The organism is Microcoleus harperi Pol14_C6 (assembly GCF_036701295.1).
Classification (GTDB): Bacteria; Cyanobacteriota; Cyanobacteriia; order Cyanobacteriales; family Microcoleaceae; genus Microcoleus.
The window spans coordinates 14,060-33,768 of record NZ_JAUBQN010000004.1; the positions used below are offsets into that span (position 1 = coordinate 14,060).

At 47.4% G+C, this 19,709-nt stretch carries 18 protein-coding genes; 9 read left to right on the plus strand and 9 right to left on the minus strand.

What is annotated here, in order from left to right; translation table 11 throughout:
- Nucleotides 1-9 precede the first annotated feature (9 nt).
- From QUA27_RS04695 to QUA27_RS04715, 5 genes are all read left to right on the plus strand, one after another.
- The gene (locus tag QUA27_RS04695; RefSeq protein ID WP_333066662.1) at nucleotides 10-1,386 is read left to right on the plus strand and encodes a hybrid sensor histidine kinase/response regulator; all 1,377 of its coding nucleotides are present in this window, start codon (nucleotides 10-12) and stop codon (nucleotides 1,384-1,386) included.
- Nucleotides 1,387-1,457: 71 nt separating this feature from the next.
- On the plus strand, nucleotides 1,458-1,607 hold the full coding sequence (locus QUA27_RS04700) for a ubiquitin family protein (RefSeq protein WP_333066663.1): 150 nt from the start codon (nucleotides 1,458-1,460) through the stop codon (nucleotides 1,605-1,607).
- Between the two features lie 491 nt (nucleotides 1,608-2,098).
- Nucleotides 2,099-2,566 carry a ribosome maturation factor RimP gene (gene rimP, locus QUA27_RS04705; protein ID WP_333066665.1) on the plus strand — a complete coding sequence of 156 codons (468 nt, stop codon included), beginning with the start codon at nucleotides 2,099-2,101 and terminating at the stop codon, nucleotides 2,564-2,566.
- 284 nt (nucleotides 2,567-2,850) lie between these two features.
- A complete protein-coding gene (gene nusA, locus QUA27_RS04710) occupies nucleotides 2,851-4,140 on the plus strand; it encodes a transcription termination factor NusA (protein WP_333060929.1) in 1,290 nt (429 codons plus the stop codon).
- A gap of 94 nt (nucleotides 4,141-4,234) precedes the next feature.
- Nucleotides 4,235-4,516, plus strand: coding sequence for a YlxR family protein (locus QUA27_RS04715; RefSeq protein WP_333066666.1), 282 nt, complete (start codon nucleotides 4,235-4,237; stop codon nucleotides 4,514-4,516).
- Here the strand turns inward: QUA27_RS04715 and QUA27_RS04720 are convergent.
- Nucleotides 4,495-4,878, minus strand: coding sequence for a hypothetical protein (locus QUA27_RS04720; RefSeq protein ID WP_333066668.1), 384 nt, complete (start codon nucleotides 4,876-4,878; stop codon nucleotides 4,495-4,497). The two genes, QUA27_RS04715 and QUA27_RS04720, sit on opposite strands and share 22 nt — an antisense overlap.
- 54 nt (nucleotides 4,879-4,932) lie before the next feature.
- On the opposite strand from QUA27_RS04720, the gene infB reads away from it, so the two are divergent.
- The 3 genes from infB (at nucleotide 4,933) to QUA27_RS04735 (ending at nucleotide 9,723) form a co-directional block, all read left to right on the plus strand.
- Nucleotides 4,933-8,100 (plus strand): translation initiation factor IF-2, encoded by a 3,168-nt coding sequence (infB, locus tag QUA27_RS04725; RefSeq protein WP_333066669.1) that lies wholly within the window; start codon nucleotides 4,933-4,935, stop codon nucleotides 8,098-8,100.
- 405 nt (nucleotides 8,101-8,505) lie between these two features.
- A complete protein-coding gene (locus QUA27_RS04730; RefSeq protein WP_333066670.1) occupies nucleotides 8,506-9,246 on the plus strand; it encodes a low-complexity tail membrane protein in 741 nt (246 codons plus the stop codon).
- A gap of 252 nt (nucleotides 9,247-9,498) precedes the next feature.
- Nucleotides 9,499-9,723 carry a hypothetical protein gene (locus QUA27_RS04735; RefSeq protein WP_333066671.1) on the plus strand — a complete coding sequence of 75 codons (225 nt, stop codon included), beginning with the start codon at nucleotides 9,499-9,501 and terminating at the stop codon, nucleotides 9,721-9,723.
- Between the two features lie 507 nt (nucleotides 9,724-10,230).
- Here the strand turns inward: QUA27_RS04735 and QUA27_RS04740 are convergent.
- The 8 genes from QUA27_RS04740 to QUA27_RS04775 all read right to left on the minus strand — a co-directional run bounded on the left by QUA27_RS04740 (nucleotide 10,231) and on the right by QUA27_RS04775 (nucleotide 18,409).
- Nucleotides 10,231-11,250, minus strand: coding sequence for a glycosyltransferase family 4 protein (locus tag QUA27_RS04740; RefSeq protein ID WP_333066672.1), 1,020 nt, complete (start codon nucleotides 11,248-11,250; stop codon nucleotides 10,231-10,233).
- A gap of 504 nt (nucleotides 11,251-11,754) precedes the next feature.
- Complete coding sequence (locus QUA27_RS04745) at nucleotides 11,755-12,963, minus strand: DegT/DnrJ/EryC1/StrS family aminotransferase (RefSeq protein WP_333066674.1); 1,209 nt, start codon at nucleotides 12,961-12,963, stop codon at nucleotides 11,755-11,757.
- 607 nt (nucleotides 12,964-13,570) lie between these two features.
- On the minus strand, nucleotides 13,571-14,146 hold the full coding sequence (locus tag QUA27_RS04750; protein WP_333066676.1) for an alpha/beta hydrolase: 576 nt from the start codon (nucleotides 14,144-14,146) through the stop codon (nucleotides 13,571-13,573).
- A gap of 351 nt (nucleotides 14,147-14,497) precedes the next feature.
- Nucleotides 14,498-14,674, minus strand: coding sequence for a hypothetical protein (locus QUA27_RS04755; RefSeq protein ID WP_333066678.1), 177 nt, complete (start codon nucleotides 14,672-14,674; stop codon nucleotides 14,498-14,500).
- Between the two features lie 69 nt (nucleotides 14,675-14,743).
- Nucleotides 14,744-15,052: a DUF3493 domain-containing protein gene (locus QUA27_RS04760; RefSeq protein ID WP_333066679.1), complete on the minus strand. Its 309-nt coding sequence runs from the start codon at nucleotides 15,050-15,052 to the stop codon at nucleotides 14,744-14,746.
- A gap of 168 nt (nucleotides 15,053-15,220) precedes the next feature.
- Nucleotides 15,221-16,453 carry a DUF445 domain-containing protein gene (locus QUA27_RS04765; protein WP_333066680.1) on the minus strand — a complete coding sequence of 411 codons (1,233 nt, stop codon included), beginning with the start codon at nucleotides 16,451-16,453 and terminating at the stop codon, nucleotides 15,221-15,223.
- Between the two features lie 96 nt (nucleotides 16,454-16,549).
- Nucleotides 16,550-17,251, minus strand: coding sequence for a bifunctional demethylmenaquinone methyltransferase/2-methoxy-6-polyprenyl-1,4-benzoquinol methylase UbiE (ubiE, locus tag QUA27_RS04770; RefSeq protein WP_333066681.1), 702 nt, complete (start codon nucleotides 17,249-17,251; stop codon nucleotides 16,550-16,552).
- 213 nt (nucleotides 17,252-17,464) lie between these two features.
- Entirely contained in the window at nucleotides 17,465-18,409 is a 945-nt protein-coding gene (locus tag QUA27_RS04775) for a response regulator (RefSeq protein WP_333066684.1), read from the minus strand.
- A 157-nt stretch (nucleotides 18,410-18,566) separates the two neighbouring features.
- On the opposite strand from QUA27_RS04775, the gene QUA27_RS04780 reads away from it, so the two are divergent.
- Complete coding sequence (locus tag QUA27_RS04780) at nucleotides 18,567-19,661, plus strand: RuBisCO accumulation factor 1 (protein ID WP_333066685.1); 1,095 nt, start codon at nucleotides 18,567-18,569, stop codon at nucleotides 19,659-19,661.
- Nucleotides 19,662-19,709: the final 48 nt, after the last annotated feature.

Consider the following 19,709-nt stretch of genomic DNA (forward strand, 5'->3'; position numbering starts at 1 on the left):
GCAAATATTATGGAAACAAGTAGCATCTTAATCGTCGATGACAATCCTAGCAATCTGGACGTGCTTTCTGAAGCTTTAGCTGGTTCAGGATGGGAGATATTGGTAGCAACTGATGGCGAAACTGCCATCGAACAGGCTGAATATAGTCAGCCTGATTTGATTCTGTTAGATGTGATGATGCCAGGAATTGACGGGTTTGAAACCTGTCATCGGTTGAAGGAAAGTCCGTTGACGAACGAAATTTCCGTAATTTTTATGACCGCTCTTTCTGACATAGGAGATAAGGTCAAAGGCTTTAATTTAGGGGCGGTGGATTACATTACTAAGCCCTTTGAACAAAAGGAGGTGTTAGCTCGCGTCAACCTCCATTTAAAAGTGCGTTCTTTGACTAAAATTCTCGCCGAGCAAAACCTAATGCTGAAACGGGAAATAGAAGACAGGCTCGCTGCAGAAGCAGCGTTACATGAGCTCGCGCAGGAGTTAGAAAAACGGGTGGAAGAACGAACGGGTGAACTTTCTCAAGCTTTGGAGAATCTTAAAAAAGCTCAAGTGCAAATCGTTCAAAGTGAAAAGATGGCTTGCCTTGGTCAACTTGTAGCTGGGGTGGCTCACGAAATTAACAATCCAGTTAGTTTTATCTCCAATAATCTCCCTATTGCCAAGGAATATATTGCCGATTTGATCGGGATGGCTCGGCTTTGCCAGCAAAGCGTTACTGCGACATCCGAATTTGAGGATAAGTTCCAGGAGATGGAGTTAGATTTTATTGTTGAAGATTTGCCCAAAATTATTGATTCAATGGCGGTAGGAACAGAGCGCCTTTACAATCTTTCTATGTCACTGCGTAATTTCTCTCGGTTGGATACATCGGCACTAACGCCAGTGAATATTCACGATGGGCTAGATAGTACCCTGTTGATTTTAGGTCATCGATTGAAAGGTAAAGGCACTCACCCAGCTATTAAGGTTATTAAAGATTACGGCGAATTGCCGCTGGTAGAGTGCTATCCCGGACAAATCAATCAGGTGTTTATGAATGTATTAGCGAATGCAATTGATGCTTTAGAAGAGTCTACGATCAGTTGTCCGCTCTGCGGGGAAAAGCAACAGAGCAATGACAATCCACAGATTCGGATATGTACTGAAATGCTTCAGGGCGACCGAGTGGTGATTCGGATTGCTGACAATGGGCTGGGGATAACGCCGGAGATAATGCAGCATTTATTTACGCCGATGTTTACTACAAAATCAGTGGGTAAAGGGACAGGTTTAGGCTTGTCTATTAGCCGTGAGATTGTAGAAGCAAAACATGGTGGTACGCTGACCTGCATCTCCTCGCCCGAATCCGGGGTAGAGTTTGTAATTGAGCTTCCTATTCAGCATTAGTAATGGGGATTTTTTATGGTCAATCTTAGTTTGGCTGTTTTGTCAATATATCGTTAATTTGGCGATCGCCCATGTCGAATCTACCAATCGCCCTCACTGTCAACCTCTTCGCCACCTATCAAGAAGCAGAGGGCTTGTCCGAACTAAAATTAGAATTTCCCAAAGAAACTCCCGTATCGCAAGTCCTAGAACGCCTGAGTGACCATCGCCAACAGTTTTAGGGACATCGCACCGGCTTCGGTATCAACCAGGAATTTGCCATCGCCCCACTCCGCTCCAAAACGGTGATCGAGTCGTCCTTATTTCCCCTGTCAGCTCTCCCCTTCTGCCCTCGGACAGTCCGCCGATGCCGATTCGGTTTGTCACCGGACGGGCGATCGAGCTAAACTGAGAACTGAGGCCTCGCTTCGATCAGAAGAAGTCCTCAAACTTCTTGGAAGAAATTGTTTTACCTAGGAGTGGGTCAAGCCCACTTTTTTTGTTGCATTAGTCGCAGGAAAAGAGCTCAGGGCGTCTGACTTGCAAGTTGAGGACTGATTTAGTAGGGTTAATCCCCCCGCTTGAGATCCCCTGCTGGGATGTTGGGTAAGTCCCAAAGTTGAAGACGAAAGTCGCAGCCACCTAATCAAACCACCTCAAAGCCAAACAATCTCAGCACCAAATTTTTTCTTGCCCGTATCCGAGTTTAGGAGTTTTAACTTAAGTATTCGATATGACTCATCCCCTAATCCCACAAATCATTGACTTAGCTACCCCCGTTGCGGAAACACTGGGATTGGAAGTAGTGGGAGCAGTGTTTCACACCAACCAAAATCCTCCCGTCTTGCGGGTAGACATCCGCAACCTCCAACAAGACACGGGTTTAGCAGACTGCGAGCGCATGAGCACAGCCCTCGATGCTGAGTTAGACGCAGCCGACATCATACCCGATGCCTACGTGCTAGAGATTTCCAGTCCCGGAATATCCCGATTGCTCAGCAGCGATCGAGAATTCATTACCTTTAAAGGTTTCCCCGTGACAGCCAAAACCACCGAACCGGACTCGCGAATCAAAGAGTGGAAAGGACTACTCCTGGGCCGGGATGAAACAGCGGTTTATCTCAATCAAAAAGGGCGACAGGTTAAAATTCCCCGCCCTCAGATTGTCCAAGTTGAACTAGACGAAGGAAAAAAGATGTAAAGGGAAATTTTGAGTTTTGAGTTTTGAGTTTTGAGTTTTGAGTTTTGAGTTTTGAGATTGCCTCGCAGCAAGCTGAAAACGCTTGGCTGCGAGTTAATTTTTAACAATCATATCTGTAGCTGCGGGTTGAATAGGAATAACAAATAAATTGTTACAGCACCGAGTTACCCTAATCCTATTCAGTAACTCATCACTCCTCTGTCATCACTTCTGCTTGAAAATTTTCCAGTACCAATTACCGATTACCAGTTACTTATTACCACAGCAAAAAAGGAGTGTTTTATATGTCAATGGTTCCCCTGCCCGGACTAAAAGAAATGGTCGAAGGTATTAGCAAAGAACGCAATTTACCCAAACACGCCGTCCAAGCAGCCTTGCGAGAAGCCCTGCTCAAAGGATACGAACGCTACCGCCGTACCCAAAAACTCGATCACTTCAGCGAAGAATACTTCGACAACTTTGATGTAGAACTCGACGCAGAACAAGAAGGTTTCCGCGTTTTAGCCAACAAAACTATTGTCGAAGAAGTCATCAATCCCGATCACGAAATCTCACTTACGGAAGTGCAAGAAGTAGCCACGGAAGCTCAACCTGGCAGCATCGTGCTTGTAGACGTAACACCAAATCAAAAAGAATTTGGTCGCATGGCCGCGATCCAGACCAAACAAGTTCTCGCTCAAAAACTGCGCGACCAACAGCGCAAAATGATTCAAGAAGAGTTTAAAGATTTAGAAGAAACCGTTCTTCAAGCAAGAGTTCTCAGATTTGAGAGGCAGTCGGTAATTTTAGCAGTTACCAGCAGCTTCGGTCAGCCAGAAGTAGATGCCGAACTCCCTAAGCGCGAACAGTTGCCCAACGACAATTACCGGGCAAACGCTACATTCAAGGTTTATCTCAAAAAAGTAGGCGAAGGCTCTACTAGAGGGCCGCAGTTACTTGTTTCTAGAGCCGACGCAGGTTTGGTGGTTTACCTGTTTGCTAACGAAGTACCAGAAATAGAAGACGGGGTGGTGAGGATTGTCGCCGTAGCCAGGGAGGCAAATCCGCCCTCCCGGCACGTCGGCCCCCGGACTAAAATAGCAGTTGATACTCTCGATCGCGACGTAGACCCCGTAGGAGCCTGCATCGGAGCGCGGGGATCGCGGATTCAGGTGGTAGTCAACGAATTGCGCGGCGAAAAAATCGACGTGATCCGCTGGTCTCCAGACCCAGCAACTTATATTGCTAACGCTCTGAGTCCCGCTAGAGTAGATGAAGTGCGTTTAGTCGCTCCAGAAGGCAGGAGAGCTCACATTTTGGTCGCTGAAGACCAACTGAGTCTTGCCATTGGCAAAGAAGGTCAGAACGTCCGCCTCGCAGCCCGCCTAACCGGTTGGAAAATCGATATCAAAGATATTGCTAAGTACGATCGCGCGGCCGAAGACAGCAAATTGGCAGCAGAAGCAACTAGGCTCGAAGAACTAGCAGGCGACTACGATGCTGACGAAGCGGGGGACTACGACGGCGACGAGGAAACCGCAGAATTTGAGGAAGAGGAGGCAGCTACCACGGAGGAAACCGAAGCTGCAGTCTAAAAACTGTGACATTTACACGATTTTCTGTCTTCGGGAGACCAGGAGGACTTGTCCCCTACTCCCCCCTCTCCCCCTACTCCCCCTCTTACAAGAAATGAAACCGAACTACCGGTGCTGTGCAAGTTGTCGAAAAATAGCTCCTAAGGAAGCTTTTTGGCGAGTAGTCAGGCTCTATCCTTCTCATCAGGTACAATTAGATCGTGGCATGGGCCGTTCTGCTTACCTTTGTCGGGAAACAGAATGCCTCAAAGCAGCTCAGAAAAAAAATCGACTTGGGCGATCGCTCAAAGCGCCTGTGTCTGACGAACTGTACCAAACACTTTGGCAGCGTTTAGCCACATCTGACTGTACATCTTACTCTGGCTCACCCGGATGAAAAACCGACAATAGTTCGGCATCGACTGTATAAACCCTCTTGGCAGCCCTACCAGTAATTACCGGTAGCGCCAGCGATAAAACCCCAATCCGATCTGCCCACCAGTCTGGAAAGATTTGTGTCAGATTAGATAAGGGTAGGGTACTAGCAGAGGTATCCTCAAGGTGGCAAGGCAAACTTTGAAGCTTGAAAGAGTGGGTTTTGCCAAAACTCAGACTTCGGAGTTCCAAGTTGCCAAACAGACTTGAGAATTCTTCAACCGCAGACTTCAGCGAGTTGCATCTTTCTAGATAAAATTGCTGAGAGAGTACCGCAACCCCGATTCCTGACACTGAATCAATCACACCGAATGATGTCGTCATTAGCACAAAAAATCACAATGTAAAAACTGGTTGGCATAAAAGAGGGCAGAGTGGATGAACAACGGCAAAGTAAGAATTTACGAATTATCACGGGAACTAAATTTGGATAATAAAGACATCTTGGCAGTATGCGAGCGGCTCAATATTTCAGTCAAGAGCCACAGCAGCACAATTACAGAATCCGAAGCAGAGCGCATTCGCAAAACGGCGGAAAAATACGTAGCCAGTAGCCACTCTTCCCCCGGCAAGCCAGCTCCACCCGAAAGAGCAGCAGCGCCATCTAGAGAATCTGGCCCTCACCCTAACGACCAACAAAAAAAGCAGCAAATTTTAGAAATACGCAGTCCCAAAGTACGCCCGGCTGGTGCTTCCTCCCAGCCTGCAGGCAACGAGGAGAACAAAAACCAGCCGGCGGCAACCGTGGCAACTCCTCCCAAGTCGCCTGCAGCTCAACAACTCCAGCCTCCAGCTAAACCCAATATCAATCGACCTGTACTGTCGAAGCCAAATGTCGCTGTCTCGGCGACTCCGTCAGAAGTGTCGGAAACAGTAGGTGCGATCGCCCCGGAAACCACCGCCCAGGCTCAGGCACCTGCGGCACCTCAACCGCCGTCGGAAAAGGCTCCAGAACGCATCCCGCAACCGCCGATCGCCCCTCCCGCGCCTTCGGCAAAACTCACGTCGCCGCCAGTCAGAGCGGCGTCCGAGTCGGCTAGCCGTAACCCACAAAGTCTGGGAAACAAGCCGGTACTCAAACTTGCCAAAACCGAGCAAGAGCAATCACAACATTCAGAAACTCTGGAAGCGCCGGCTAAACCGAGTCGCCCCAGCCGACCTGCACCGGGATCTGCTACCGAATCTCGCGACGCACAAAGACCGCGCCGGGAAGGCGCTGGTGGCCCAGTCAAAACTCAACTGGCCGATCGACCCCAGCCGGGTGGCCCGCGCCGGAGCATTGCCCCCGCAACGTCAGCTACCGGGCTGCGTAGCCGGGGCGGTGACACCGGAGCCGTAGGAGATGACACGGATGACAATGAAGAAGATAATACGCCGTTGCTGGAGATTCCTCTCCTCAGCAGGCCAACTCTTCCTCGTCCTGCCAAAAAGACATCTGTCATTTGGGAAGAAGATGATGACGAAAACTCAGATGCGGCAAAAGCTGCCAAGGCTGTTAAGGCAAAACGTTCTCGCCTCAAACCCATAGACGAGGATGACGATGACTTAGAAAACGGCTTGGATCTGCCAGCACCAGTCACGGTCAGCCTGTCCCTAGCCCGCCCAGCTAAAGCGAAGGGACAAGCAGCACCCAAGTCAACACCAACTCCGGGCGCACCCGGCAGCAGCGGAAAAAATAAGAGACCAGGCCCTTCTCACGATAAAAGTTCTTCTTCGGGCTCGAGCGGGGGACGCGGCAACCGGGGTAAAACAGCCGAAGCTAAGGTAGAACGTCCAGAAAAGCTGCTGCTGAGCAGGCCGATGACCGTTCAAGAACTAGCGCTTAGTCTGGCTGTTCCCGAAACCGAAATTATTAAGCGGCTTTTCTCTAAAGGAATTGCGGTAAATATTACCGAAACCCTGGACATTCCAGCGGTGAGGATGGTAGCCGAAGAAATGGGCGTAGAGGTGGAAACCCCAGAAAAAGTAGCCCCAGCTATCAAAGTGATCGAGATGCTGGATGCAGCGGATTTGGAATACCTCGAACGCCGTCCGCCAGTCGTAACGATTATGGGCCACGTGGATCACGGCAAAACTACCTTGCTCGACTCGATCCGCAAAACCAAGGTGGCTCAGGGAGAAGCTGGGGGGATTACCCAGCACATCGGTGCTTACCACGTAGATGTGGAACACGAAGGCAAGAGCCAGCAGGTGGTATTTTTGGATACGCCCGGTCACGAAGCCTTTACAGCAATGCGGGCTCGGGGAACACGGGTTACGGACATCGCCATCTTGGTGGTGGCGGCGGACGACGGCGTGCGACCCCAGACAATTGAAGCGATCAGCCACGCGAAAGCGGCGAAAGTGCCAATTGTCGTGGCTATCAATAAAGTTGACAAGGAGGGTGCTCAGCCGGAACGGGTGAAGCAAGAGCTTACTGAGTACGGCTTGGTCGCAGATGACTGGGGCGGCGATATCACGATGGTTCCAGTCAGCGCGATCCGAGGAGAAAACCTGGATACGCTGTTGGAAATGATTCTGACAGTGGCGGAAATGGAAGACCTCAACGCCAACCCGCACCGACCAGCTAAGGGTACTGTGATTGAAGCTCACCTCGACAAGGCAAGGGGGCCTGTGGCAACTCTGCTGGTGCAGAACGGTACTCTGCGAGTGGGCGATATTGTGGTCGCAGGCTCGGCTTTGGGCAAGGTGCGCGCAATGATCGACGACCGGGGCGAACGCGTAGAGCAAGCAACTCCATCCTTCGCGGTGGAAGTGCTGGGGCTGCGGGAAGTTCCTCGCGCCGGAGACGAGTTTGATGTATTCGCAAACGAAAAAGAAGCTGCGGCGATCGCCTCTGGAAGAGCTACCTCCCAACGAGATTCCCGCCTGCTGCAAGGCGGCAGGATCAGCCTCAGCGGCTTCTCTCAACAAGCTAAGGAAGGCGTTCTCAAGGAACTAAACTTGATCTTGAAGGCAGATGTCCAAGGCTCCCTCGAAGCAATTGTCGGCGCTCTGACTCAACTTCCTCAAAAAGAAGTTCAACTCCGACTGCTACTATCTGCTCCTGGGGAAATTACAGAAACGGATATTGACCTGGCTGCAGCCAGCAATGCTGTGATTATCGGGTTCAATACTACTCTGGCAACCGACGCTCGCCTCGCGGCCGACCAAGCGGGCGTAGACGTGCGGGAATACAGCATCATCTACAACCTCTTGGATGACATTCAAGGGGCGATGGAAGGTCTGCTGGAACCAGAATTGGTGGAAGAACCTTTGGGTCAAGTCGAAGTGCGCGCTGTCTTCGCGATCGGTCGCGGGGCTGTGGCTGGATGTATGGTACTCTCTGGCAAAGTCATCCGTAACTGTAAGGTGCGGGTGCGCCGGGGCAACAATGTCGTTTACGAAGGTGTCCTCGACTCCCTAAAACGGATGAAGGAAGATGCCAAAGAAGTCAATGCTGGCTTTGAATGCGGCATTTCCTTGAGCGGGTTTAGCGACTGGGCGGATGGCGATATTATTGAAGCCTACCGGATGGTTACTAAACGCCGGACTCTCTCTCAATAGTTTTGAGTTGTGAGTGTTGAGGGGGAAGAGAATTTTTGAGTGATCGCAACCAAATTGCCGATCGCTCGCAACTCTTCTCTTCACTCAATACTCCCAAACTCATCACTCGCAAAGTTGGTTTTTAACTTATAGCAGAAGGAAGAAGGTTTTAGTTATCGAGGAAAGAATGAAGAAGCAATAAAAGCAAAGATGTTCGCAATTAACAACGTCATAATCATCTTGGCTGTTGCTGAAAATTCAAAATTTAAAACTAAAATAAGACTTACGCAAATCAACCGAGTTTCCTCCCAAAATGCTCGGTTTGACCTCTAGAAATGTACTCTTCGCACCGGGTTTATGGGGCAAGAGTGCGTCCCAGCCTCTCAAAATTCAAAACTCATAACTCATAACTCATAATTATTTAAAGTGCGTTCTTTTTGGTCAGATCCTTTTTTGTGGATTCACCTTTCTGGGGCTGCTACACTGCCGATTTTCCTGGGACTGTGCTTGCTGGGACTCGCAGTGGGTTCTCCCTTGCTCCCTGTCTGGTTAGAAATGTTTTTAGTGGCTGTAGCAGGTATTGTTCCTGTGCTGTGGATGCAGTTGTTCCGCCCTTTTTACATTTTTAGTATTTTAGTTGTGGCGGTAAAACCGCAGAATTTAACTTCTGTGCAGCACCGGCTTCTGACTCGGTTTAAAACAAAGTTAAATCAAGGAATCGCTCTTTTTATAGCTGTTTTGCTGGCAGTAATTTTGTGGCAGCTTTACCGATGCGCTCCCCTGGCGGCTTCGGTGGCTCCCTTTCCTCCTTCCTGGCGGTGGGCTGGATTGTTGTTGGCAGCTTCTGCTTTTTTAGCTAGCAATTTGTTTTTGCAGGTGTCTGCTAGTGTCATGGCGGTTTTGCTGACGCCGGAATCAGAATTTGCAGCGACCAAGCCTCATATTTTAGAAAAAATTCGGCAGGATTTTACGATCGCGCCTTGGCAAGTCGATCGACTTTTGCCGGCTTTTGCAGCCGAGACAACTGCCGCTGTGGCTGCACCCGTAGAGTCAATTGGGCCAGCATCCGGCATAGGGAATTCGTCAGTCGGCAGTCTTGTCAACCCAAAACCTGCTGACACCAACGGCGTTACATCTCTACCCGAACAGTCGAGCAAAAAAAAGTGAAATAAAAAAGAAATAAAAAATTAAAAGGTGGACAATTGTAGTTTAAGCTACTTTAATTTGTACCGATGTATGCTTTGAAAAAAATAGGTAAGACCCCTCTTCGGATAGAGATTATTAATAGTCTTAATATTTAATTTTTAATGGCAGGTTGTGGATATATTATGTTGGCTCTTTGGAGAGAAGAATCTATAATAGAGAGTGTCAAGGTCAGCTTTCAATCCTTACAAGGGATTAAAACAGAGGTATAACAATATGGCGAATTATCTACCGCTCGCAGAAGAACCTCAAGCCGCAGAGCAGATCGAGCTGTGCAAAGATTCTGAAATCTGGGGCAGTCTCAAATCCGCGATCGGTGCAAGTTCAGGATTTCAACGCTGGCAGCTCGAACTCAATTTTGAGCGTCAACAGCAAAATGCCACCATCGATCAGCAAGTTCGTTCTTATCTGCGGGAAACTTTAGAAACTTTGGCTTATTGAGTACCATAAAACCAAATATGGCCACGGTTTGTGAATTTTACAGGCCAATTCTGCTGGCATCCCCTCCAATATGCTATGTGAGTGTCGAGAGTGAGTGTCGATCTGAACTTCGGGCATCAAATTGCAGGGGACAGTATTTCTGCTTACGCAGTGCGGATTAATTTTGGCAGCCTACTGGCCACGCACTCTCAGAGATTTCAAGAGAAAATTAGCCTGAAACCCCCAGACAGAGAGACTGCGGCTGCTATCTGTTGACTTGGCTATTGCCAAAATTCTTTATAAGAATGCTGAACAAAAATAAAATTAACAGTGCTAGAGTGGCAGTACATCAAACCGTCCACATCAATCTGATTACAAACCTTTTGCACCGTAAGCCCTATTTATTTTTCGGCGTTGCTGATTTACGGTATGAAAGGCTAAATATGCCACTCATAGAAACCAGTATCGACACAGCTTGGGGATTTTCAACCGATCTTTTTCATACCCTGATTAAGCAACGCCTATTTTTCATTTTGCGTTCATTTTCTGCAGAATCTGCTCTTGGCGCCTAGCAGCAACTTGTGGCCATGTCAACTCCAAAGCTCGCTGGCGGGCGGCGGCTCCCATTTTAGCCCGCAAATCAGGAGAATTAGATAGTTTTCGCAGTCCCTCCACCCAGGCGTCGGTATCGTAGGGAGGAAGAATTATGCCCTCAATGCCATCACGCACAACACCACCTCCTCCCATCGGTGAAGCGAGAATGGGCAAACCATGACCCATTGCCTCATAGATGACGAGTGGGCTACCTTCCTCAAGACTGGGAAAGGCAAAAAAGTCAGCTTGGCGATAGGCCGAACTGTAGTCCAAAGCATAATCAAAGTAAACTACATCAGAACGTTTCAGCAAATCCCTGCAAGTTTGAGCGATCGCCGGTTCGAGTTTGCCAAAAATTGTCAGCGATCCCTTAATGCCAGCTCGCTCCCAGGCCTGTAAGAGCAGGTGAACCCCTTTGCGGACGCAGGCAAAACCTAGGAAAAGGACGTTAACTTCCTCTGAAGGCGGTTTTTGGGATTGATAATTGGGGAAACGCTCTGGCGACCAACCTTCAGTCGTTAAAAGCAGTTTCTCTTCAGAAACTCCGGCTTCTTGAAACGATTTTACTACTATCGGACTAGGACAAAACAGAAAGTCAATGTCCTTGAGTTTTTGCTCTTCTCTCTGAATTTTCTCTGGGGTAATGTGGTGTTGAGGTTGCAATCCCAAGCGAGAGTAAGCATCGTCAAGGATACTCTTAGCTTGCCTTTGAGAATTATTAACTCGCTCCCAAAAAATCGCCTTACTCTGCTTGTTAACGCTCTTTACAGTATCTACTGAGGTACCGGGCCACAAGTAGGCAACATCAAATTTTTTGAGCTCTTTAATAAAAAGCTTCTCTGCCTTAATTCTGGGAGCACTAGGGCTGCGGTAATACAATTGTGTCAGAAATGACGGAATTGCTTCAACTATATTGGAGTCGCGGCACTCGCGATCGCAACTCGGGACAACCATAAGTGCCTTCAGATCAGGGCCTTGCCATTCTTTGCACACTGAAAAAAATACGTGGCTGATGGCTCGGTTATTACAATGAAATGGGAATAAAGCACTAAGTTTTAACATAGCATTAATTTTTAATCAACTCAACTTTGTCTGCTTTCATCTAAACATTAGACCTCTTGAATAATAACTTGGACGGGTTCTCCTGTCCATTTCACAAGAGTCATTTTTTTGTGGGGGCGTCCCGCCTGCTCAATAAAGTGATAAAAAGGGCTTTGGCAAGAAGCCTATTCACATAGGAGGGGAGTGCTCAGTTTATAGAGCTGTCTTGTTTTATCTTGTTTTAATTAAAAGCAGATTCAGTAACCTGAGAGTGATTGTACTGTAAAACGATAACATTTAAGTAAAATGGCTGCCAAGGCCCTAAAAACTAACAGAGCGTTGGGGAGTTAAAAAACATCCTACTTGCTTTTGGTAAAAAACAGCTAGGATGTTTTAATGACAACCTATTTAACGACTTTAGTCTGCTGTTGCTAAAACTAGACTTTTAGCTTGGCCGATCGCCAAACACTTTTTAACAGCCGCAATTACATCTTCCACATCTGCATCTGTTAATTTTGCCGAAATCGGCAAGCTAACTGTATGCCGCCCAATGTACGCAGCATTCGGATAGTCTTTCGGCTGCCATCCAAACATTTGTTGATAGATAGGATGTTCCGGCATACTCATGTAATGTACGCCGACACCGATATTTTCCGCATTGATAGCGTTGAGAAACTCATCGCGGCTGATTCCTGCTTTGGCTTCATCTACCAGAATGGTGTACAGGTGATAAGCATGAATTGTATCCGGTTCAGGGTTGGCGGGCAAAGTAATCGGGAGCTCCGCAAATGCTTCGTTGTAGCGCTGCCAAATCTGCTCCCGCCGCTGCCAATAAGGCGTGACTCGTTTCAATTGATGAATGCCGATCGCAGCTTGCAGATCCATCATATTGTATTTAAAACCCACTCCCACCACTTGGTAGTGCTTGTAACCCGAGTCTCCGAATCGCTTCCAAGCATCTTTGCTCATACCGTGCAGCGCTAAAATGTTGAGCCTGTCAGTATCTTCTTGAGTGGCGACCAGAATCATTCCTCCTTCGCCCGTCGTGATATTTTTGGTAACATAAAAGCTGAAGCATCCGAAGTCGCCAAAGGTGCCTGCTTTCCGTCCCTTGTACTCTGTTTCGATCGCGTGAGCACAGTCTTCGATTAACTTCAAGTTGTGACGGCGAGCAATCTCGCAAAGCGCATCCATATCGCAGGGACGACCTGCGAAGTGAACCGGCACAATTGCTTTAGTTTTTGGAGTTATTTTAGCTGCGACTTGAGCCGGGTCAATATTCATTGTCACCGGATCTACATCCGCCAGTATCGGTGTTGCCCCTGCGTGGATGATCGCATTAACTGTAGCGCAAAAAGTCATCGGAGTAGTAATGACTTCATCCCCCGGTTCTAACGAAGCAGCGAGAAGGCTCAAGTGCAGTGCCGCCGTACAAGAATTGACTGCTATTGCGTACTGGGAACCCTTGTAAGCATTGAATGCGTCTTGAAAACTCATGACTTTAGGGCCTGTACCCAACCAACCTGTTTTCATGGTCGATACCAATTCTTGAATTTCAGCATCTTCGATCGCCGGAGCACCGAAAACCAAGAAACGGTCTTTTGAACGAATAGGATTGTGGTTCATGTTGCTAATGTTACTCAGTAAATACCGTCGGTATAGTGAAACTAGGCTATCTTGGCAAGTACGGTTTTATTGGGAATTGAGGTGCTGTTAATTAATACAGTCTCTCACCTTTTTTCAACTTTTTTTTAGTCAAGAGTTTGGGCGTATAGGTTGCGTAATAGTGTCTTTTATAGCACGAGCTTACTAATTACCCGTGGTTTTTCCCCAAGCGCCTGACTCTGACAGCGTTGATCTATCTTAAGATAGATAATCTGCAATGTCCACCCGATAATATTTCAGTTTATGGGGGATACAGAAGGTCTTTCCCTCTTTTTTACTTACAGAGCTTTATTAATCAAAATATATATTTTATTTTAAATTTGTGTAAACCATCGAAGGTTTATCCCGACACTTCTATTACAGCCAACCTATACCATTTTATATTTTAGATTAGAGAATGCCTGATTCCCGTTAGGTTTGAAGCTTATCTACCGTTGCATTCTTTTTTTAAACTCGTGTCAAAATTAGGCAAATTTTGCACAAAAAAATGTAACTCCCCTGTAATTGATGCAGGTTCAGAAACATTGTGGGATCGCTCGAAGCAATCAACCGTCCTTGAAAACATCAACTACAGTCTAGGCAGGCGAATCTTATTTAAAATATCTTGCAGTCGTTCTGAAACGCCGCCCAATTGTTCTGACAAAGCTACAAGTTTACCGTAAGCTTCCACTAAGCGATCGCCCTCAACATAAACTTCTGGAGTAGGATAATTCTTCATCGCTTCCAGCAGTGTAATCTCGTTATCATTAGTTGCAGACAGCACCAATGCCTCGCGCAATGCTTCTCGATTTGCATTCCCAGAAGGAGTGCTAATTACCTGACCGACTTCATCGAGAATTATTTCCCCAACCTTGCTGTTAAGCGTCCGATCCAAAAAGCTTTGACTGACTTTTACTGGTCTCGTCAGACTGTTGCGAACAGCTTCCGGGTCTTTTTTTGCCTTTCCCAGCAGCATTTCTAAGGCGGGCGACATTTGCCCAGTTTCTGCAAAAATTTCTAATTCGCTGACGGGTAAAGTCATTCGGATCGCACTGTATTTGAGCACTACCTTTTCGGCAGCCGCCGCAGCATTGCTGTAAAATACAATTCCAGCGCCTGCTGCAAAAAATAACGTCCACCGCCCTTGGAAAAATGATCGACCCATAGTAAAACCTCCCAACATCTTTTTCTACTTAGACTTTGACACATCTCATTAGTTACTGCACAGGCGAAGGTCTTCGGGAAATACCAAATTATTCGATCGCCCCAGCACTTATACCATTTGAGATTTTAGAGAGATTCTAGATTTTAGATTTGCACATGACTGATGATTATCCGGGTTTGGAGCACGGGCCTACAGTTGCATGGTTTTTGGGAACTGGTATTACCTATATCGGATGCTAGGCACAAAACTCGGTTCAGGGCGCTTGTACGGCCCTCTCTGTGCGGGGTGTGCACCCTACTGATTCTATCTCCCAATCTCCCGATCCTACCAAAATACCGAACGCCAGCTCTTCTATGAGTGAAGGCTGGCGCTGGGCTTAACTTTTTTTATATATTTAGGGTCTTTATGAAAGCTGACCCCAATTGAAGGAATTACAAGCGGTTTATGATTAGGGCCTTTAAATGTGCTGACCCCAATTGAAGCCACATCATTATCATTACAGGGATCGCTGGCAAACCAGGATTTCATAATAATTTCTTTATATTTCTAACTTTTCCTTGCGTCAGATAGATATTTGTCTCGATTTGTAAACTTTTGTTACTTCGACTTCGGGGATCGGTCCTCGGCGCGCTGCTCCCAGCGAAACAGGAACACCATCAGGGCCACAACTCCGACTTGTAGAGCAAAATTGGGCAAAGCAGAGCCAATTTCCCGGCCAGAGGCAATTTTAGCGAGGAAAACCAAGCCGCCGATAAAGCCCGAAGCGCCACAGGCTACGTAAACAAATTGTCGCAGAGGCCGGTAGGGAGTGGCCATTTCTGCGGTTAAACGCTCGTATTGTTGGCGACTGAGGTTGCGCGGGTTTTTTGGGATGTTTGTGCGATCGTCTGAATTGGGGGCTGGCATAGATGTAGGAAATAGGTAAATTAGGATTGGGCGACAAAAACCCCCTTTCTACCAAAAATCCTCTGGCGGACGGGGCAAATACTGCCGAAAAACCGGGCTTTTGGTACTGTGTTCGCAAGTCGAGTGAATATTATACTACAACAAATATCTCACAACTGCCGAAATAAATCACCGCTGAATCCAAACCACAACTGTCTGCAAACAGCCGACAAAAACACCCAAAAGACCTCCTAAATTTACAATTCCCTGCAACTCGCTTTGGACAATTCCCTGAATTGCTAACTCCAACTCTTCAGGAGAAGTACCTTTTACTCGATCGACAATCACCTGGTCGATATTCAAAATTGGGATAGCCTGAGCTACAATATTTTCTAGATCCCGCTCTAAATAGCGCTCTAAAACCAAAGCCAGTTCTTTGCTAACAATTTCCAGGGAAGCGCTCATCACCGCTGAAGTTTGCAATCGATTGAGAATCAACCGCGAAATATTTTCCCAATCAATAGATTTGCTCAACCCCTCAAGTACCTCTGTACCCCGCTGCTGAACGTAGCTGCGAACGCTGTCGCGCATAGTTTTTCGCAACTGTCTCACAGTAGAAACCGGTAAATTTTGCATCGACAAATTTTGCAGCCATTCCTGAATTCGCCCGCGAATTCCCAAAGAAACAGTTAACTCTGCTAACCGCTGATTTGTCGCATCTCTGTCATCCAGACAAAAAGTCCGCAGCCGAGTTAAAGTGTTCCGCAAACCAAACAAATTTGCTACTACCCAATAAGTACCGCTGGTTTTTTCTCGAAACCCTTCATCGATGATCGAAATATTGCGATCCGTCAAAAAGTCAATTAAAGCTTGCCGCAGCACTTCCGGGGGTATTACTACCTGCAACAACCACTCAGCAAGCTGAGCAGCCTGAGCTTCCGTTAGCTGAATCTCCAGCAAAACTTGGTCAAAAATTTGATTTAGCTGAGCTTCTAAAAAATCTTCCCGGCGCGCCAAAACTTTGAGAACTCGAGGCACAGATTCCCCCAGCAAATCTCGCAGAATGTTAGCGAGAATTTTAGCGGTTTTTTGCTCTGCGTCTGCTTTTACCTGATCCAGTGCCAACTGCAACAGCCAGAGAATTATCGACTGCATCCGCTCGGTTTGCAGGAGGCGGCGCGCTAAGTTTTGCAGCTCCTCCGGCGTCAGCAGCGAACCCATAATTGTGTCGGAAATTCGCTTTGCCAAGCGCTCTTGGTTGCGGGGGATCAAGCCTGGAGTGAAAGGCAACTGCCGCCCTTTGATGTAAATAGCTCGATAGGGGCGGAACAGCATTTTGATAGCTATATCGTTAGTGAAATAGCCAATAATTCCTCCCACTACAGGTGGGGCCAACAACAGCCAAATTTCAGACGGATTCATCAATAATTGGGAATTGGGAATTGGGAATTGGGAATTGTTAATTGTTAATTGTTAACTGTTGACAAGTGACAACTGTCAACTGACAACAGTCAACACTCAACTGACTAATACCAATACTCCCATCATAGCTCCGGCAATGGGGTAGTGGGTGGCGGAGGCAAATCCGGCTTTGCGGGCGATCGCTACTTGCTCCTGGCCGATCGGGAATTTTTCTAAACTAGGATTAATGTAAGCATATTCTTGAGTCATGCCAAATTGCTGAGCAATGGGCACTACGAGAGTGTCTAAATAAAACTGCTGAAAGCTCCGCATGAGGGAATTGGTGGGGCGGTGGAGGTCGAGAATAGCTGCTTTAGCACCGGGTTTGAGGACGCGGTGCAATTCCTGAAGACTGCGGGGGATGTCAGTCACGTTACGCAGGCCGTAACCCATTGTGGCGCAGTCGAAGTAATTGTCAGCAAAAGGCAAGTTTAGGGCATCAGCTTCTACCCAGGAAATGGGACTTATAGGGGTGAGAAAAGGTCGATCCCGCCTGGCCGCCACGGCCAATTGTTCGGCGGAAAAATCTACTCCAAATACGCAACCGGTCGGCCCTGCTTGTTTGGCCAGCAGCAAAGCTAGATCCCCGCTGCCGCAGCATAAGTCTAAACAAGTATTTCCGGGGCCGGCACTGCTCCATTTCACCGCCATTTGCTTCCAAATCCGGTGTTGCCCAAAGCTCAACCAGTCGTTCAATTGATTGTAAACTGGTGCTATTCGATTAAATATAGTTTTAATTTGTTCGGCGTTATTAGTCATTTCTCATTTTTCATGGGTGATTGATTATTGGTAATTATCAGCGAAGAAAAATAATTAATCCGTGCTTTCATGTCATGCTGTCGCCAGTCATTAATGCTTTTTTATTTGTTAGCGAGCGGTGAGCTTTTGTCGAGAATCATTGGTTTGCTATCATTTTAAACTCAAGACTTAGAGCCGACTAAGGACTAATGACTGATGACTCATGACTGATGACTAATGACCCTGAAAACTCGTCAATACCAAAGCAACTTCTTGAGCGGCGAGGTGAACTGTTGTGAGTTCGTCGGGGCGAAGGGAACAAGGTTGCTTCCACTGCATGGAAATCAGGGCGATCGCTCGACCTTTGTGAATCACCGGGATGCTCAGGTGAGCTTGAATGCCGGAGTTCTGATAGTGCGGCAGACTAGCTAGGGCGGTGTCGAGTCCAATATTCACAGCACCCTGAATAGTTTGAGAGCTAATTGCTTCTCGAACCAGAGGGTCATCTGCCAGCCAATTTTCCACAGTGGAACCCGTGGTGTGAGTGCCTTGAAGTGGTATTAAAACATTTTCTTCCACCAGTTGTAAAATGCAATAGTCCGCCAAAAAATTATCACTTATAGCAGTAGCAATTGGGTCTAAACTTGCTTCCAAACTCGGATAATCCACAGCCGTTTGCATGATTGTTGCTAACAGTTGTATTTGATTTTGGGCGCGGTCCAATTCCTCAGTTCGCTGCTTGAGAATTTCATAAGTCTCGGCAGCCTTTTGCACCACCATTTTCAATTCGTTTGGGTCCCAAGGCTTGGTGATATACTTGTAAACCTGTCCTGAGTTAATCGCATCCACCAAGTCTTCAATGTCCGTAAAACCAGTCAAGATAATTCTGACCGTATTCGGAAACTGCGGCACGGTTTTGCTCAAAAACTCCGTTCCCTTCATTTCGGGCATCCGCTGGTCGGAAATGATGACGGCGACCTCGCCTTCGATGCCGAGGACTTCCAAGGCGCGAATTCCGCTCTCAGCTTTGAGCACGTTAAAATCTCGTCGGAAAGTGCGGTAGAGTAAATCCAGATTGTCTGGTTCGTCGTCTACTACCAGCATTTTGGGCTTTTTCGGTCTGTGTAGGGTCATGAGCTGGCGTTTAATTTGATCGAGCTCTGAAATGGCATTATCCATAACAATACGATAAACTCCCCTTTGTAAATTTAGGCGAGCAACTATTCTGTAACAATAGTCTCATAACTCACTTACTATTAATCTATCGCTCTGCCGCGACACGAGCCTTGCCGGTAATCCAATCACACATAACTTAGCGCTGGTTTTTGATTCAATTATGACTGATACACCGCAAGATTCATCTCCTCCTGCATCTGCATCCTCCACAAATGCTGTGGATGCCGAAAAGTTAATTCGATCGCTCCGCCGAAAAGAAGGCACTTGGGTAGAGTGGGGACAAGCCTGCACTGCACTGCTAAAAGCTGGCTACAACTCTCAAAGGATTTTTGAAGAAACAGGTTTTGAGCCAATTCAGCAAAATCAAGTGAGCGTCGCAGCCCAAGTCTACACCAGCATGGTAAATGCTGGGGCTTCCGAGGAAGTTCGATCGCACTTTTTGGGCAAAGGTAGCGATATCTTATACGAGTTTCGGATTCTCTCTCAAGTAGAGCGGGCGGGGGCGGCTGCTTTGATGCTAACCCACAATTTGGATGTTGACGATGCTCGCCAAGTTGCTAAAGCGATCAAGGAGTTTTCGCACTTCGGGAGTCTCCCCCAAGGGTTCACAGACACTCCCGGCGATGCTATGGCTTACCAATGCTGGCAATTAGCGAGACAGAAAAGCGATTTGCAAGAACGATCGCGCTTAATTGCTCGCGGTTTAAAATTAGCTAGCAGCCAAACCGCTAGGGCACAAATCGAGCAGTTGCTCGTTGATTTTACCGTAGTTCCGAGACGGGAAGCGCCCCGCCTGCCCGTCTACAGGCTCGATACCGAGGAACAATTGCCCCGCATTGTCCCGGTTGTGGGCAAATTGCCGCTTTCTACGAGAGATTTGCTGGCAGTGCCTTTGCCGGAGGAAATCGAGCCGTTCCGAATGGTAAAATTTTCCGGAGCCGGAGCTTGGGTGGCGATTCCCGGATGGCAGGTAATTTTGAACGCTGAAGATCCGGTGGCTGTTTTGGAAATGAGCGATAGATTGCCGGTACCGCTGCAAGGCAAAGTTGAAGAAGTTTTAATTATTGCCGATCGAGCCCAAAGACAGTGGGATGCTGACAGTTATTTCCTCGCCGATAACGCTGGCAATTTAGAATTGTACTGGTTTGAACAATCCCCGGATATTCCTATTTTGGGGCGAGTTGTTCTGGTGATGCGTCCCAAAAAGATTGTGGATGAAGACTATACCAAAGATGGATGGCAAATTGATGATTAGTCAGTGGTCAGTTGTCAGTTGTCGTTGGTTTTAAGAACGGGTTTTCCG